At 73.1% G+C, this 15,820-nt stretch carries 13 protein-coding genes; 10 read left to right on the top strand and 3 right to left on the bottom strand.

Annotation, left to right across the window (positions count from 1 at the left end; all coding sequences use genetic code 11):
• Window positions 1–152: 152 nt before the first annotated feature.
• Window positions 153–4,079 carry a type VII secretion protein EccCa gene (gene eccCa, locus AB0M93_RS24255; protein ID WP_364276440.1) on the bottom strand — a complete coding sequence of 1,309 codons (3,927 nt, stop codon included), beginning with the start codon at window positions 4,077–4,079 and terminating at the stop codon, window positions 153–155.
• A 142-nt stretch (window positions 4,080–4,221) separates the two neighbouring features.
• Here eccCa and AB0M93_RS24250 point away from each other — a divergent pair, with 142 nt between their 5' ends.
• The 7 genes from AB0M93_RS24250 (at window position 4,222) to AB0M93_RS24220 (ending at window position 11,036) form a co-directional block, all read left to right on the top strand.
• The gene (locus tag AB0M93_RS24250; RefSeq protein WP_364276439.1) at window positions 4,222–5,001 is read left to right on the top strand and encodes a WXG100 family type VII secretion target; all 780 of its coding nucleotides are present in this window, start codon (window positions 4,222–4,224) and stop codon (window positions 4,999–5,001) included.
• 31 nt (window positions 5,002–5,032) lie between these two features.
• A complete protein-coding gene (locus AB0M93_RS24245; RefSeq protein WP_364276438.1) occupies window positions 5,033–6,100 on the top strand; it encodes a hypothetical protein in 1,068 nt (355 codons plus the stop codon).
• A gap of 3 nt (window positions 6,101–6,103) precedes the next feature.
• Window positions 6,104–7,465: a WXG100 family type VII secretion target gene (locus tag AB0M93_RS24240; protein ID WP_364276437.1), complete on the top strand. Its 1,362-nt coding sequence runs from the start codon at window positions 6,104–6,106 to the stop codon at window positions 7,463–7,465.
• The gene (locus AB0M93_RS24235; RefSeq protein ID WP_364276436.1) at window positions 7,465–7,935 is read left to right on the top strand and encodes a hypothetical protein; all 471 of its coding nucleotides are present in this window, start codon (window positions 7,465–7,467) and stop codon (window positions 7,933–7,935) included. The genes AB0M93_RS24240 and AB0M93_RS24235 overlap by 1 nt, the downstream gene beginning before the upstream one ends.
• Window positions 7,932–8,252: a YbaB/EbfC family nucleoid-associated protein gene (locus AB0M93_RS24230; RefSeq protein WP_004558471.1), complete on the top strand. Its 321-nt coding sequence runs from the start codon at window positions 7,932–7,934 to the stop codon at window positions 8,250–8,252. The genes AB0M93_RS24235 and AB0M93_RS24230 overlap by 4 nt, the downstream gene beginning before the upstream one ends.
• A 37-nt stretch (window positions 8,253–8,289) precedes the next feature.
• Window positions 8,290–9,660: a type VII secretion integral membrane protein EccD gene (gene eccD / locus AB0M93_RS24225; RefSeq protein WP_364276435.1), complete on the top strand. Its 1,371-nt coding sequence runs from the start codon at window positions 8,290–8,292 to the stop codon at window positions 9,658–9,660.
• 104 nt (window positions 9,661–9,764) lie between these two features.
• Window positions 9,765–11,036, top strand: a complete 1,272-nt coding sequence (locus AB0M93_RS24220; RefSeq protein WP_364276434.1) for a glucuronoxylanase — start codon at window positions 9,765–9,767, stop codon at window positions 11,034–11,036.
• A gap of 1 nt (window position 11,037) precedes the next feature.
• On the opposite strand, the gene AB0M93_RS24215 is transcribed toward AB0M93_RS24220, so the two are convergent.
• A complete protein-coding gene (locus AB0M93_RS24215; protein ID WP_364276433.1) occupies window positions 11,038–12,078 on the bottom strand; it encodes a type VII secretion protein EccE in 1,041 nt (346 codons plus the stop codon).
• 156 nt (window positions 12,079–12,234) lie between these two features.
• Between AB0M93_RS24215 and eccB the strand changes: the two genes are divergently transcribed.
• The 3 genes from eccB to AB0M93_RS24200 are packed head-to-tail and all read left to right on the top strand — an operon-like array spanning window position 12,235 to window position 15,007.
• The gene (gene eccB, locus AB0M93_RS24210; protein WP_364276432.1) at window positions 12,235–13,656 is read left to right on the top strand and encodes a type VII secretion protein EccB; all 1,422 of its coding nucleotides are present in this window, start codon (window positions 12,235–12,237) and stop codon (window positions 13,654–13,656) included.
• Between the two features lie 11 nt (window positions 13,657–13,667).
• Window positions 13,668–14,363 (top strand): response regulator transcription factor, encoded by a 696-nt coding sequence (locus AB0M93_RS24205; protein WP_233225884.1) that lies wholly within the window; start codon window positions 13,668–13,670, stop codon window positions 14,361–14,363.
• Complete coding sequence (locus AB0M93_RS24200) at window positions 14,360–15,007, top strand: response regulator transcription factor (RefSeq protein WP_364276431.1); 648 nt, start codon at window positions 14,360–14,362, stop codon at window positions 15,005–15,007. Before AB0M93_RS24205 ends, AB0M93_RS24200 begins: the two co-directional genes overlap by 4 nt.
• On the opposite strand, the gene AB0M93_RS24195 is transcribed toward AB0M93_RS24200, so the two are convergent.
• Complete coding sequence (locus AB0M93_RS24195; protein ID WP_364276430.1) at window positions 15,004–15,798, bottom strand: carbon-nitrogen hydrolase family protein; 795 nt, start codon at window positions 15,796–15,798, stop codon at window positions 15,004–15,006. The genes AB0M93_RS24200 and AB0M93_RS24195 overlap by 4 nt on opposite strands.
• Between the last annotated feature and the right edge of the window lie 22 nt (window positions 15,799–15,820).

Below are 15,820 nucleotides of genomic sequence, written 5' to 3'. Positions count from 1 at the left end.
GGGACGACGAGCCCAACGTATGAGCCGTGAAGGATTTTCGGAACCTACCGAAGTCGGTAACCGGCAGGCCGTGGCGTAAGGCCGCCGGCTTCGACGGTTTCGACGCGGGGCCGGGAATGGTTGTCCCGCAAAGACGACCACCGCACCGCGCGCTAGGACTCCACGGGTTTCGTCCACGCCACCTGGACCAGCCCCGTCCCGTGCCGCCGCGACACCAAAGTCCCGCGCCCCGGTGGTTGCGGTGACGGCTTCACGTCCGCCAGCAGCGCGCCTTCGTCCTTCGTTCCCGACATGATCAGGCCCGGTGAGCCCAGCTCCCGCAGCCGCTGGAGCACCGGCTCGAACATCGCCCGGCCGGCGCCACCCGAACCGCGGACGATCACCAGGTGCAGGCCGATGTCGCGGGCCTGCGGGAGGAACTCCAGCAGCGGCTGCAACGGGTTCCGCCCCACCGTCGCCACCAGCTCGTAGTCGTCCACCAGCACGAACAGCTCCGGCCCGCGCCACCAGGACCGGTTGCGCAGCTGCTCCGGTGTCACCGACGGCCCGGGCAGGCGGTTGCGCATGCCCTGCGCGCACTCCGCGATCAGGTCCGTCAGCTTGCCCTCGGCGCCCGCGTACCCCAGCAGGTGCGGCTCCGGCACCGCGCCGAGCAGGCCGCGGCGGTAGTCCGCCACGATGATCGCCGCTTCCTCCGGGGTGTACGCCGACGTGATGCCCCGGGCGATCGCGCGCAGCAGCGAGCTCTTGCCCGACTCGACGTCGCCGAACGCCACGAAGTGCGGGTCCGCCGCGAAGTCCAGGTGCACCGGGCGCAACGTCGATTCCGCGATGCCCAGCGTGATCTGCCGCGCGGGGGCCGCCGGCAACGACTCCAGCGGGACCTCCGGCGGCAGCAGCCGGACCTGCGGGGCGCGCGGACCCTGCCACGCCTCCGAGATCCGCCGCACCAGGTCGACGCCGCCCGCGCCGATCGTCTCCGGGCGCTGGTCGGTGTCGATGCGGGGCAGCGCCGCCAGGAAGTGCAGCTTCTCCGCCGTGATGCCGCGGCCCGGGCGGTCGGCCGGGACGTTGGCCGCGACCTTGCGGTCGATCGAGGAATCCATCGGGTCGCCCAGGCGCAGCTCGAAGCGCGTGCCGATCGCGTCGCGCAGCTGGGCGCGGACGCCGATCCACTGGTTGAGCGAGACGATCACGTGGATGCCGAAGCCCAGGCCGCGCGCCGCCAGGCCGGTGATCTGCTCCTCCAGCTGCTCGTACTCCTGGCGGATCGTCGTCCAGTTGTCCACCAGCAGGAACACGTCGCCGAATTCGCGGTCGTCGGTGCTCTCGGTGAACTCCGCACGGCGAGCGCGGAACGCGGCCATCGACTCGATGCCCTGCGCGGCGAAGAACTCCTCGCGCTGCTCCAGCAGCGTCGTCAGCTCGGCGACGACCCGGCGGCAGCGCTGCGCGTCGCGGCGGGTCGCGTACCCCGACACGTGCGGCAGCCCGGCGATCGGCGCCAGCGCGCCGCCGCCCATGTCCAGCACGAACAGCTGCACCTCGGCCGGCGTGTGCGTCAGCGCCAGCATGCCCGCGATGTCCTTCATCAGCGTCGACTTGCCGCTTTGGGGCGCCCCGACGATCAGCGCGTGCCCGGCCGCGCCGGAGAAGTCGGCCCACAGCAGGTCGCGGCGCTGCTCGAACGGCTTGTCCACCAGCGCCACCGGGATCGTCAGCTTCCCGTTGCCGCCCCAGCCCAGCGGGCACAGGCCGCGCGCGGCGTCCTCGCCCAGCGGCGGCAGCAGCTGGTCCAGCGTCGGCGGTTCGGCCAGCGGCGGCAGCCAGATCTGGTGCGCGGCCGGGCCGCGGCCCTCCAGCCGCGACAGCATCGCGCCGATGATCGTCTCGCCGGTGCCCTCGGCTGCCGGCGCCGGAGAGACCTCGGTCGTCACCGGGATTTCCACCGGGGCCAGGGAAAACGGCAGCACGCCGAGTTCCTGCCCGTCCTCGCGCACGACCGTGCTGCGCGGCGGCAGCTCGCCGGAGACGTAGGCCGCCTTGAGCCGGATCAGCGTTTCAGTGTCGGACTTCAGGTACGCCGACCCCGGCACCGGCGGCAGGTGGTAGGCGTCGGCGACACCCAGCACGGCCCGGCTTTCCGCGGCCGAGAACGTCCGCAGGCCGATCCGGTACGACAGGTGTGAGTCCAGCCCGCGCAGCCGGCCCTCCTCGAGTCGTTGAGACGCCAGCAGCAAGTGGATACCGAGCGAGCGCCCGAGCCGGCCGATGGCGACGAACAGGTCGATGAACTCCGGGCGCGAGGACAGCAGTTCGCTGAACTCGTCGATGATCACCAGCAGCGAGGGCAGCGGTTCGAGCGGCGCGCCGTCCGCGCGGGCCTTCTCGTAGTCGCGCACCGACGCGTAGTTCCCGGCCGCGTGCAGCAGTTCCTGCCGCCGCAGCAGCTCGCCGTTGAGCGCGTCGGCCATGCGGTCGACCAGCGCGAGGTCGTCGGACAGGTTGGTGATGACGGCGCAGGTGTGCGGCAGCCCGGTCATCCCGGCGAAGGTCGCGCCGCCCTTGAAGTCGATGAGCGCCAGGTTCAGCGTCTCCGACGAGTGCATCACGGCCAGCGCCGTCACCAGCGTCCGCAGCAGCTCGCTCTTGCCCGACCCGGTCGCGCCGATGACCAGGCCGTGCGGCCCCATCCCGCCCTCGGCCGACTCCTTGAGGTCCAGCTCCACCGGACGGCCTTCGGGGTTGACGCCCAGCGGGATCCGCAGCCGGTCGCGCGCCGCGCGCGGCGCCCACGTCACCGTCGTGTCGGTGTCGCGCGGGTCGCCGATGCCGAGCAGCCCGGCCAGGCCGAACGTCGCCGACATCGGCTTCTCGCCGACGACCGCGGCGGGCGTGTGCAACGGCGTCAGCATCCGGGCGAGGGCTTCGGCGGCGCCGCGGTCGAGGACGTCCGGGCGGCCGAGGAAGCCGAGCCGCTGCTCGCCGCCGTCGCCGACGACCATGCCGAGCGACGCCGGCGCGGTGTGCAGGCTCAGCAGCCGCTCGGACGAGGACGCCCGCGGGTGCTCCTGCCCGACCTCGAGCACCGTGACGCCGAGCCGGCCGTCCTCGCCGATCAGCCGGGGCTCGCCGTGCGCGGTGCCGCCGTCGACGACGACCACGAGGTGGGGCAGGTCGAGCTCGGCCGCCGCGCGCCGGCTGAACGCGGGGCGCTCGCCGAGGTCGGCGCCCAGCAGCTCGGCCAGCCCGGCCGCGCTGTCGGCGGCCAGCCGCCGCGACCCGACGGCGTCGGCCGCGCCGGCCGCCGTCGCGTGCGGGAGCCACTTCGCCCATTCCCAGTCGTGCTGCCGGTCCGCCGAGACGCAGACCGCGACCCGCAGGTCCGCGGGGGAGTGGAAGGTGACGAGCTGGCACAGCAGGGCCCGCACCAGGCCGAGCACGTCGGGCCGCCGGCCGGCCACGGTGACCGCGGCGAACGACCGCAGCGACAGCGCGACCGGCAGGCCGTCGACCGTCGAGTAGGTGCGGATGAAGTGCTTGAGGCTGGTGGAGGACACCGGGTCCAGGTCCTCCAGCGGCACGGTCTGCGGCGCCTTCAACGGCGTCGCGAGCCGCTGCGGCCCGGTGCCCGCGCGCACCTGCGCGAACTGCGGTTCGGTGCGCCGCCGGTCCCACAGCTTCCCGGTCTCGACGTAGGCCCACAGGTCCGCCGGGTCCGGCTGGACGGCGATCATCGCCGCGCGCTGGCCGTCGGCGATCTCCCGGACCTGGGCGCGCAGCCCGGACAGGTACCGCTGGTAGTCCCGGCGTTCGTCGTTGATCTGCGCCTTCTTGGCCATCCCGCCGCGGCCGAGGGACATCACCACCATGCCGCCCATGGCGCAGAGGAACAGGGCGCCGAAGACCCACGTCATCACGCCGCCGTCGCGTCCGATGTAGACGAACGACATCGCGCCCATGCCGAGCATCATCGGCAGGAACATCATCAGCTGCACCATGCCGCCCGACGAGCTCTTCGGGAGCATCGGCGGGGACTGCAGCACGATTTCGCTCGGTCGGTCGGAGGGCAGGCTCATCAGGTCAGGCTGCTCCAGTTCGGGGGCGGTCTGACCGGTATTTTGGCCACTCGCCGCCCCGCCGCGGTGGGTACTTTTGCCGTCCGCCCGCTTCCGGGGCCGAACTTACGCTCGGTCGAGCACACCCCCCGGAAGGAGACCCATGGCCGGCGAGTACCGGGCTGAGCCCGAGGCGATGCGCTCCGCCGTGGGCAACGTCGGGGGCATCATCGCCCACGGCATCAACGCCGTGGCCGACCTCGAACGGCTCGTCGTGCAGCCGATGTCGTTCGCGACCTTCGGTAGTGCGGTCGCCGCCGCGAACGCGGCCCTGCACTCCAGCCAGATCACCGCCGTCCGCACCCTCCTGCAGCTGCTGCAGCAGGTCAACGGGCTCGTCAAGGCCAGCGCCGACGCCTACCAGGCGGCCGACCAGGACGCGGCGGCCGGCTACGGCGGTGGCCACCAGGGCGGGTCGTCGACGCCCGGGTCGTCGATCTGGGGCAGCTCGCACGCGTCCGAGCTCGCCACCCTGGCCATCAACGACAGCGCGGGCGCGCGCGGCGAACCGTCGTCGGTCGGCAACGTGCTGCGCTACCTCGGCGACGCGCGGCTCGGCCGGCTCGGGGACCACCCGATCACCGACACGCGCTTCCACGGTGTCGCCGACTTCAACGACTGGCTCGCCGGCGACGCCGACAACCAGGCGCGGGTCGGGCTGATCGAGGTCTACGCCGGCACCGCGCGCACGTTCTCCGACGTGCCCGGCGGGGTGCACAGCGGGGACGTCGTGGTCGTGGAGCCGCTGATGTTCTCCGACCGCCAGCCGGTCATCGGCGTCGCCGGCGACGGCGGCCGCCTCTACAACCACGGGCTGCTCGACGCCCGCATCGGCGGGCCGGCGAAGGTCAGCGTCTACCGGCCCGCCTCCGTCGTCGCCTGATCGTCCGCTCCTTGAATCTCTGTGAGGTCCGATGCTGACTTTCCCGAACTCCAGCGCGATGGACGCGACCGCGTCCTCGGGCGGGCCGATCACCGTCCTGCCGCAGATCGTCACCGGCCAGCCGGAGCAGATCGCGAAGCACGTGGTGGACCTGGTCAAGAAGGCCGAGCAGTTCCTCAGCATGTACAACGAGCTCACCAAGGCCGCCGACCAGCTCGGGAAGATCTGGTCGGGCGCGGCGAGCGAGTCGGCGCTGAAGAAGATCAGCGACTCCCTCGACCAGCTCACGAAGATCATCAACGTCGTGCAGAAGGGCGCCGAGCTGCTCGGCGTCTCCGGCACGCTGATCAAGACCGCGCAGGAGGCCTACCGCGCGGTGGTTTCCGCGGTGAACCCGACGGTCGCCGCGCTGATGTCGAACTGGTGGACCTACGGGGCCGCGGTCGCTTTGTCGACCGCGACGAGCGCGTCGCTGCGGGCGTTCATCACCGCGATCGGCGCGCTGCTCAAGGCGCTCGGCGCGGTCGACCTCGCCCAGCAGGTCACCACGCTCGCGCAGGTCATCGGCGAGATCGAGAAGCTCTTCCACCACTCCTCCGGCAGCTCGGGCGCCACGACGCCGTCGATCGGGAACACCCCGGTGACCGCGCCGCAGACCCCGCCGCCGGTGGCGAGCCCGTCGGGGCAGCAGGCGGTGGCGGGCGGGAGCGGCGGGGGGATCCCGCAGCAGCCTTCGTTCACCGACTACACCCCGCCCGCGCTCGCCACCGGCGGCGGTTCCAGCGGCTCGGCGACGCCCGGCGCGGTGAACCCGGCGAACAGCTGGATCCCCGTCGACCACGCCGGGACGACGACGCCGGCGGTCGTCCCCGCGCCCGCTCCGGCGCCCGCGCCCGCTCCGGCGCCCGCGCCCGCTCCGGCACCCGCGCCCGCGCCGGTGGCCGGACACGCGGACGAGGTCGTCATCCACACCAACCTCACCACCGGTGAGTCCACTGTGGAGGCTCCGGGCGGCCAGGACTTCGACCTCGACATCGCGCTGGACTACAACGGCAAGCACTTCAGCCAGCACGTCGGCTACGACGCGGCCGGGAACTAGCCGATGGCGGGCTCGGGGGTCGTCGACGCGTCCGGGGTGGTCAGCTCGGTCCTGTCCGGGTACCGGCGCGTGCTGGCCGAGTGCCAGCGCCGGGTCACCGGGGATCCCGGTGCGCTGAGCGCCGCGTCGCAGCGGGTGGCGACGCAGGCTTCGACGGTTTCGGCCCAGGCGCGCGAAATCGACGAGTCCGCGAAGACGCTGCACGCGGACTGGGACGGCGACGCCTACACCGCGTTCGCGACGGCCGCCGAAAAGCTCGGCGAAGAGCTCACCGAAGAAGCCACGAAGCTCCGCGACCAGGCGAACCGGCTTTCGACGGCGGCGCAGCTCGTGCAGTCGGCGAAAGCCGCCGTCGACTCGATCATCGCCCAGTTCGACCAGTACGCCCAGCAGCTGACCGCACAGGCCCGCGCGGTGAACTCCGCTTCGGTCGGCGCGTTCATCCAGGCCGCGCGGCAGCTCGGCGAACAGAGCGTCGCCGCGGCCCGCCAGGTCGTCGACGAGTTCTCCGACGCGCTCGCCGAGCTGTTCCCGCCCGAGGGCGTCGGCCGGCTGGAACACGAGCTCGGCAAGTGGGCGCGCGGCCCGCTGCACTGGCTCAACGGTGAACCCCTCGACGGCCGGAAGCGGCCGCGGACCGTGCCGTCGTGGTTCGGCAACTCGGGCTGGAAGAAGCTCACCTGGGACGGCCTCGAAGGCACGCGCGCGCCGAAGAAGGCCGACACGCCGTTCGGGCAGCCCGAAGCCGAGGGGCTGAAGAACAAGATCGGCCGCAACACCGAGATCACCTACTACAAGTTCCAGCACGAGCAGGACGGCTTTTCCCCCGAGTACGACGGCAAGATCACGTCGAAGGGCTGGGACGCCGGCGCGTCCGGGCACGCGGAACTCGCGGCCCTGCACGGCGAGGCCGAGCTCAAGAAGGAGTGGGGCGTCGCCGAAGCCCACGCCAAGGGCACGGTGTTCGCCGGCGGCGAGGTCAGCGGGTCCGGCACCATCGGCGCGCACGGCGTCGGCGCGCACGCGAACGCCTTCGTCGGCGGCAAGGTGGAGGGCGAGGTCGCCGCGGACGTCGCGGGCATCGGCGTCGGCGCGAACGGCACCCTGCAGTACGGCCTCGGCGCGCAGCTCGACGCCCAGGCCGTCTACGACGCCGGCCACCTCAAGGTCAACTTCAAGGCGGGCGCGGCGCTCGGGCTCGGCCTGGGCGTCGGTGCGAAGATCGACATCGACCTGCCGAAGCTCGGCCACACGATCGGCGAGTACGGCGGCGCCGCGGTCGACGCGGTCAGCCACGCGGCCACGGACGCGGCCGACGCCGTCGGATCCGCTTGGGACGACGCCGTTTCCTACGTGGGGCTGTGATGACGCTTCCCCTCGACTTCGTCATCCCGGACGGCTGGACCGCCGTGGACCCGGGCGACTCGGGCGCGGTGTTCGTGGCCGTGCACCCGGTGCCGGGCGAGGAGTTCACGCCGAACATCACGGTGAGCGTGCAGCAGCGGCCCGACGACGCGTCGATCGACGCCGTCGCCGCCGAGGCCGTCGAACGGCTTTCGCGGACGCTGGCGGGCATCGAAGTCCTGAGCCGCCGCGACGTCGGCGACCCGGCCGCGCCCGCCGTCATGCAGCTCCTGCGCCTGCGCACCGGCGAAGGCACCGAGCTGATCCAGACCCAGGTGCACCTGACGGTCCCCGGCGCCACGCCGGCGGACCGGCTCGTGCTCGAGCTCGCCTGCACGGCCGCCCCCGCGACCGCCCGGCGGCTCTCACCCGGTTTCCAGCGGTTCGTGGCCAGCGTCCACGTCCGCCAGCACGAAGGGAAAGCACAGTGACCGATCCGTACGCGGTGCCGGACATGGACGAGCTGCTGGCGCAGGTGCGCAAGCAGACCGAAGAGGTCCAGCGGATCCAGCGCACGGTCGAGGCGATGGAGGTCAAGGCGCACTCGCGGCAGAACGAGGTCACCGTCACCCTCCGCGGCGACGGCCGGTTCACCTCGATCGACATCGACCCGCGCGCGATCCGCGAGTACGACGCCCGCAACCTGTCGGAGATCGTCCTGGAGGCGGTGAACGCCGGGCTGCAGAAGCTCGCCGAAGCCAGTTCCGCGAAATTCGCGCCGGTCATCGCGGCCGCGAAAGACGTGTGATGACGACCGCCGACGTTCTCTTTCCCGCGGAGGCGGCATGAGCACAGCTCTGACCGGCACGACCCGGCGGGTCACGGTGGTCACGCCGCGGGCCCGCGTCGACGTCGCCCTGCCGCAGCAGTCGACGTTCGCCGAGCTGGTGCCGCAGCTGGTGCGGCTGGCCGGAGCGTCCGGGCAGGCGTCGGCCGAGCACCCCGGCTGGGTCCTTTCCCGCCTCGGCGGCGCGCCACTGGCGTTGGGGTTGAGCGTTGCGGCGGCCCAGATCCGCGACGGCGAAGTGCTGCACCTGACCCCGCGGGAGCGCCCGCGGGGTCCGCTGCTGTTCGACGACGTCGTCGACTCGATCGCCAGCGTCGCCGACGCCGACGGCGGCTGGGGTCCCGCGGTCGCGCGGCGGTCCGGGCTGCTCGCCGCGGTCGTCCTGCTGCTGGCCGGCGGCCTGCTGGTGCAGGCGGCGGCGTCCGGCAGCGTCCTGGCCCCGATCGGGACCGGCCTGCTGGCGTTGGTGCTGCTGCTCGGCGGCGGCGCGTTGAGCCGCGCCTACGGCGACGCCGAGGCGGGCGCGGCGGGGGCGCTGGCCGGCGTGGGCGTCGCGCTGCTGGCGGGGATGTCGGTGCTGCCCCCGCACCCGCTGTTTTCGCTGTCGGCGGGCCCCCTGGCGGCGGGCCTCGCGGCGGTGACGGTGTACGGCGTGCTGGCGGCGGTTTCGGTGGCGGACCGCCTGCCGTGGTTCGTGGCGATCACGGGTGCGGCGGGCTTCGGCGCCCTGACGTGCGGGGTCATCCTGCTCACGGGCGTCTCCGCGGGTGCGGCCGCGGCGGTGGTGGCGGTGGTCTGCACGGCCCTGGCGGCGGTGGCGCCGATGCTGGCGTTGCGCCTGGCCCGCCTGCCGCTGCCGCGCGTCCCGGACGACATGGCGGCGTTCCGCGCGGACGAGCAGCCGTCGCTGGGCACGGAGATGATCGGCCGGACGTCCCGCGCGCAGGCGGTGCTGACGGGATTGCTGGTGGCGCTGGGCCTGGTGGTGCTGGCGGCTTCGGTGGTGCTGTCCTCGGGCGGGCCGTGGGAAGCGGGGCTGGCCGGGTTGCTGGGGCTGGCGTGGATCCTGCGGTCACGCTCGTACGCGGGCCGCGCGCAACGGCTGGTGCTGGTGGGCTTCGGGGTGCCGACGCTGGTGTGCGCCGGGGTGTGGCTGGTGGCGGCGGGCAACCGCACGGCGGTGTTCGCGGCGGGCTGCGCGGTGGTGTGCGCGGCGGTGGTCTGCCTGGTGTACGCGACGCGGGTGGCGCGGGGGCTGCGTTCGCCTTACTGGTCGCGGCTGCTGGACGTGTCGGAGTTCCTGGTGCTGCTGTCGCTGGTGCCGATGGTGGGGATGATCGCGGGGGTGTACGAAGCCGTCCGCGGCTGAACGTTTCCCGGTGCCTTGACCGTGGTCCGGGCACCCTGTTACAACTGATTTGGGAGCGCTCCCAGGCTGTTCCGCCCTTCTGCGGCCGACTTCAGGGAGATGCTGTGACACCACGTCGAGACCACTCCGAGATCGCGGGATCGCCGCTGCTGAGCCGGCGGACCGTGCTGGCCGCGAGCGCCGCACTGCCGGTGCTGGCGGCCGGGACACCGGCCGCGGCGGCCACCGCCGCGGTGGTCGTCGAGCCGTCGAACGTGCAGCAGACGATCCTGGGCTTCGGCGGGATGAACCACACCGTCTGGATCAGCGACCTCACCGCCGCCCAGCGCGAGACGGCGTTCGGCAACGGCACCGGGCAGCTGGGCTTCACCGTGCTGCGCATCCCCGTCCACGAGGACCGCAACAACTGGAGCCGCGAGGTCGCCACGGCCCGGCGGGCGAGTGAGCTCGGGGCCAAGGTCATCGCCTCGCCGTGGAACCCGCCCGCCTCGATGACCGAGACCTTCTCCGGGGGCAAACGGCTGCGGTACAACGCCTACGGCGCCTATGCGCAGCACCTCAACGACTTCACCGCGTTCATGGCGAACAACGGGGTGAACCTGTACGGCATCTCGGTCCAGAACGAGCCGGACTACGCGCAGCAGTGGACGGCGTGGACCGCGAGCGAAATCGTCAAGTTCCTGCGCGAGAACGCCGGCGCGATCACCACCAAGGTCATCGCGCCCGAGTCGTTCCAGTACCGCAAGGCCATGTCCGACCCGATCCTCAACGACGCCACCGCCCTGGCGAACGTGGACATCATCGGCACGCACCTCTACGGCACCTCGTTCGCGGACCTGCCCTACCCGCTCTTCCAGCAGAAGGGCGGCGGCAAGGAGCTGTGGATGACCGAGGTCTACTACCCCAACAGCACCGACTCGGCCGACCTGTGGCCGCAGGCGCTCGACGTGGGCGAGCACGTCCACCGCGCGTTGGTGGACGGCCGGTTCCAGACGTACGTGTGGTGGTACATCCGGCGCTCCTACGGCCCGATGCGCGAGGACGGCCAGATCAGCAAGCGCGGCGCCTGCATGGCGCACTTCGCCAAGTGGGTCCGCCCCGGCCATCAGCGGATCACCGCGACGGCGAACCCGCAGGCGAACGTCTACATCTCGGCGTACAAGAGCGGGGCCCAGGTTGTCATCGTCGCGATCAACAAGAACACCGCGGCGGTCGATCTCGCGTTCACCCTCCGGGACACCGGATCGGCGACCGCGCAGACCTGGCTGACGAGCTCGAGCGCGAACCTCGCGCGCTACACCGACATCACGGTGTCGACCGGAGCGTTCAACGCCCAGCTGCCCGCCCGCAGCATCAGGACGATCGTGGTGAACTGAGTCAGCTGTCCAGCGCGAGCGGCAGGGTCCGGCGCACGCCGGACCCGTGCCGCCCGTGCAGCGGAACCACTCCGGGCGGTACCGGCACCTCGGCCCCCGCCCTAGCTCCCACCCGAATCGTCACTTCGGCCTTCTCGCGCCCACCGGCCGTCCGCGTCAGCGTGTACGACGTCGCCGTGAAAGCCGCGCCCGGGACCGCCAGGTCCAGGATCCGGGGCGAACGCGGCCGGAAGCACATCTGCTCCGCCCCGCCCCACGTCCAGGACCGCCACCCCTCCGGCGCCCCGGAAGCCGGTCCCTGGACCCCCAAAGCCACCCGGAGTTCCTTCGCCAGCTCCCCGGCCTCCAGCACCGTGCTCTGGTAGCCCGCTTCCGCGAGCGCCCCCATCAGGCTCAGCGCGGCCGACGCCGTGCTCCGCAACGCCCCCAGGTCGCCCCCGCCACGGGCCAGCGCCGCGATCGGGGCCAGATCGGGCCGGTACCGCACCGCCAGCCACCGCACCCGCAGCACCTGCTCGCCGCGCGGGATCGCCCACGTCAGCAGCTGCGCCGACGCCAGCGGGATGTCCGCCCGCTCGTACGCCGAGCGCAGCGCGTCGACCAACGGCCCCGGCGCTCCCGGCCCCGGCGTCAGGCGGATCAGCGCACTCCAGCCGCCGTCGACCTCCGCGACGCCGAAGCGGTTGCCCGCGCGATCCACGTGCTGGCGCACCTTCACCGGGCCGGCCACGGACAGCAGCGGGTCCGGGCTCTCGCGGCGGGTGTCGTGGCGGCGCAAGCGGAATGCCGTCCACGTCAGCGCCCAGCCCGCCAGGTGCCGCCCGGCGAAGCGGACCGACGTCAGCAGCACCACGAACCCGGCGGCCACGCTGACGGCGAGCCGCACCGGCTGCGTGACGCCGCCGACCATCCAGGCGAGCAGCACGGCGATCGCGGCGAGCTCCCACACCGCGGCCTGCAGCGGGCGGATCGGCAGCAGCCACGGCAGCGGCGTGGACGCGGGCCGGGACGGTGGCAGGCGGACGGCGGTATCGACGGACACGGGCTCCCCTTTCCCCGGCCCCCGACGCTACTGCCTCCCCAGATGCGGCGTGGGCGTAAAAATTACCCTCGCCGCACCCCGGTCCGGTGCCTAGCATCGGGCGCTCGGGGGATTGGCGCACGAGGGTCGACGCACACAGCCGGGGGGCACAGCAGCGTGTGGACGCAGCGGGACCAGATCCAGGCGTACCAGTTCCTCCGCCGCAGGCTCGTCTCCGCGCTCGTCGCCGCCGACGCCAACCACCCCGTCTCGCCCAGCCGCCGGCTCGTCCTCGGCACCGTGCTGGGTGTCGCCGCCGCCCTGCTGGTCACCGCCGTCTTCGGGATCATCGGGCTGCTGAACCCCGCCGGCGGCAAGGACTGGCTGGCCGGGGGCAAGGTGATCGTCGAGGAGGGCACCGGCGCGCGGTTCGTGCTCGGCGCCGACGGCGTGCTGCACCCGGTGCTCAACTACGCGTCCGCGCGGCTGCTGGCCGGCGGCAACGGCGACGCGACCGTGTCCGTCTCACCGGAAAACCTCGGCAAGGCCGGCCGCGGCGCCCAGATCGGCATCCCGGGCGCGCCCGACTCGCTGCCGTCGGCGGGCGCGCTCGTGAACGTGCCCTGGACGAGCTGCAGCCGGACCACCCAGGACGCGCCCGCGTCGGCCGAGCCGCGCACCGCCGTCCTGCTGGCCGCGCCCGCGTCCGGCGTCGAGCTGCCGCGGGACCAGGGCGTGATCGTCCGGCTGCCGCAGGGGGACCGCTTCCTGCTGGCCGGCGGCCGGCGCTACAAGCTGAGCGACGAGGCCGCGACCGCGCTGCAGTTCGACAGCTACCCGACGATCGCGGTGTCCGCGCGGTGGCTCGACACCGTGCCGGCCGGCCGCGACCTCACCGCCCTGCCGGTCGACGGCGCCGGCGACCCGGGCCCCGCGGTGGGCGGCCGCGGCACCCGCGTCGGCGAAGTCCTCGCCGTCGTCGACGCGATGGCCGCGCCCGGCACCGCCACGTCGTACTACCTGGTCCGCTCCGGCGGCCTGGAGCCGGTCGGGCAGACCGAAGCGAGCCTGCTGGTGACGACGGGGGCCAACGCCGCCGCCTACCCCGGCCGGCCCGCGCCGGTCGAGGTCCGCGCGGCCGACGTCGCCGCGGTGGCGAAGGTCGCCGCGCCGCGGACCGGCGGCGCCGACCCCGCGGCCTTCCCCGACCGGATCCCGGGCAAGGCGCCGATCACCGGGAACTCCGTGGCGTTGTGCTTTCAGGGCAGCCGGTTGCTCGTTTCGGCCGAATTCCCGCTTCCCGCCGGCGCCAAAGCCATCCAGGTCGCCACCCGGACCGAAGCAAGGGTGGCGGACGAGGTCTACGTCCCTCCTTCGGGTGGGGCCGTGGTCGTCGAAGCCGGTTCGGTCACGGCGTACCTGGTGACCGACACGGGCCGGAAGTACCCGGTGGTGAACGCGCAGTCCCTGGCCTCGCTCGGCTACGGAAGCGTCGCCAAGCCGCCGATCGCAGGTAGTTTGCTGGCATTGGTGCCGACGGGCCCCGCGCTGGACCCGGCCTCGGCCGGGCGGCCGGCTCCGTCGGGTGGAACGGGGTGAAAGTCGTGCAAATGACAGAAGAGCGCTCGACCGAGGGTGAACTGGACCAGGGGCGGGTCCGGGTCGCGGTCATCGAAGACCACCCGCTGTACCGCGTCTCCGTGGAACGAGTGCTGGCCGAGGCCGACTTCGTCGAGCTCGGCGCGGTCGTCGATTCGGTCGCCCGGTTCCACGTGCACCGGCAGCCACCGGGCAGCGTGGTCCTGCTCGACCTGGGCCTCCCGGGTGTCGCGGGGGCGGCGGCGGTGCTGGAGGTGTGCGAACTCGGGCACCACGTGCTCGTGGTGTCCGCCCAGGCCGAGCCGGAGGTCGTGCTCGGGGCGATCGCGGCGGGGGCGCGCGGGTTCCTGTCGAAGGACGTCGACGCCGACGAGCTGCTGATCGCGATCAAGACGGTCGCCGACGGCGGCGCGTACGTCTCGGCCGTGGTCGCCGGGATGATCATGAAGGACAACGCCGACCGGCCGGCGGTGTCGGCCGAAGCCGAGCTGTCCCCGCGGGAAGAGCAGGTGCTGCGGCTGGTGGCGGCGGGGGAGCGGGACGTCGACATCGCGCTGATCCTCGGCATCGGCGTCCGCACGGTCCGCGGCTACCTCGACCGGATCCGCGACAAGACCGGCGAACGGCGGCGGCCGGGGCTGGTCAAGGAAGCCATCCGCCGCGGCCTGATCGGCGACGCGAACCCCCGGCGCGGCGGCCGCAAATGAGCGAGCCGGCGCCGGCTCCCCGGCGGATTTCCGTCGGGGTGATCGAGGACCACCCGCTCTACCGGTACGCGCTCACCCGCGTGCTCACCGAGGCCCCGGACATCGAGCTCGGCGCGGTCGCCGACTCGGTGGCCCGGTTCGCGGTCCAGGACCAGCCGGCGGGCAGCGTCGTCGTCCTCGACCTCAAGCTGCGTGGCGTCCAGGACGCGGCCGCGGTCCTGGAAGTGGGGCAGATGGGGCACAAGGTGCTGGTGGTGTCCGCGCACGCGGAACAGCCGGAGGTCCTGGGCGCGATGCAGGCGGGCGCGAAGGGCTTCTTGTCGAAGGACGTCGACGGCGACGAGCTCCTGCGCGCGATCCGCACGATCGCCGACGACAACGCGTACGTGTCGCCGACGCTGGCCGGGATGATCATCCAGGACAGCGAGGAGCGCCACGCGGGCCCGAAGATCGTGCTGTCGGAGCGCGAAAAGCAGGTCCTGCGCCTGGTGGCGGCGGGGGAGCGGGACGTCGACGTGGCGGAGATCCTGAACATCAGCGTCCGCACGGTCCGGTCCTACCTGGACCGGATCCGCGACAAGACCGGCGAACGGCGACGCGCGGGCTTCGTGCGCGTCGCCATCCGCGAAGGCCTGTTGCGCTAGAGCCGCCGGTTGGCCAGGGCCCCCGTCGCGGCGCGGGCCTGGGCCGCCACCGCCGGGTCCACGTCCACCAGCAGCGTCTCCGCGCCCGCGCCCGCCTGGGCGACCACCCGGCCGAACCCGTCCGCGACCAGCGAGTACCCGATCCCCGTCGGCGCCTTCGGGTTGACCGTGGCGCCCGTCGCCGCGGGGTCGGCCTGGCCGCAGGCCAGCACCCAGCAGCCCGAATCCAGGGCCCGCGCCCGCACCAGCACCTCCCACTGTTCGCGCTTGCCCTCGCCCGCGCCCCACGACGCGGGCAGCAGGACGACGTCGGCGCCGTCGTCGGCCAGGGCGCGGAACAGCTCCGGGAACCGCACGTCGTAGCAGGTCGCCACGCCGTAGACGACGCCGTCCAGCTCGAACGTGGCCGGCGTGGTGCCGGGCGCCACCGTGTCGGACTCGGCGAACCCGAAGGCGTCGTAGAGGTGAATCTTGTCGTAACCGCGGTGCTGCCCGCCGCCGGTGACCAGGAGCGTGTTGCTGACCCGGCCATCATCGGCCGGGGTGAACATGCCGGCGACGACGACCACGTCGTGCTCGGCGGCCACCGCGGCCACGGCCGAGGCCCACGGGCCGTCAAGCGGCTCCGCGATCGGCGCCAAGGGCCGTCCGAAGCGGGCCATGGCCGCTTCGGGGAACACGACGATCCGCGCGCCGTCCGCCACCGCGGCCTCGACGCCGGAGCGAATCAGCTTCAGGTTCGCCTCCGGATCGTCACCCGAGTTGACCTGGCACAACGCGATTCGCGCCACCGTTGCCTCCTGCATGCTGGGA

The sequence above is a fragment of the Amycolatopsis sp. NPDC051102 genome (assembly GCF_040682815.1).
Taxonomy (GTDB): Bacteria; Actinomycetota; Actinomycetes; order Mycobacteriales; family Pseudonocardiaceae; genus Amycolatopsis.
The sequence above is the reverse complement of the archived record's forward strand: the minus strand, read 5'-3'. Positions and strand labels throughout refer to the sequence as shown.

Excerpts from the sequence above, each read along its gene's own strand:
- eccCa (WP_364276440.1), bottom strand. The coding sequence starts at position 4,079 with ATGAGCCTGCCCTCCGACCGACCGAGCGAAATCGTGCTGCAGTCCCCG.
- AB0M93_RS24250 (WP_364276439.1), top strand. The coding sequence starts at position 4,222 with ATGGCCGGCGAGTACCGGGCTGAGCCCGAGGCGATGCGCTCCGCCGTG.
- AB0M93_RS24245 (WP_364276438.1), top strand. The coding sequence starts at position 5,033 with ATGCTGACTTTCCCGAACTCCAGCGCGATGGACGCGACCGCGTCCTCG.
- AB0M93_RS24240 (WP_364276437.1), top strand. The coding sequence starts at position 6,104 with ATGGCGGGCTCGGGGGTCGTCGACGCGTCCGGGGTGGTCAGCTCGGTC.
- AB0M93_RS24235 (WP_364276436.1), top strand. The coding sequence starts at position 7,465 with ATGACGCTTCCCCTCGACTTCGTCATCCCGGACGGCTGGACCGCCGTG.
- eccD (WP_364276435.1), top strand. The coding sequence starts at position 8,290 with ATGAGCACAGCTCTGACCGGCACGACCCGGCGGGTCACGGTGGTCACG.
- AB0M93_RS24205 (WP_233225884.1), top strand. The coding sequence starts at position 13,668 with ATGACAGAAGAGCGCTCGACCGAGGGTGAACTGGACCAGGGGCGGGTC.
- AB0M93_RS24200 (WP_364276431.1), top strand. The coding sequence starts at position 14,360 with ATGAGCGAGCCGGCGCCGGCTCCCCGGCGGATTTCCGTCGGGGTGATC.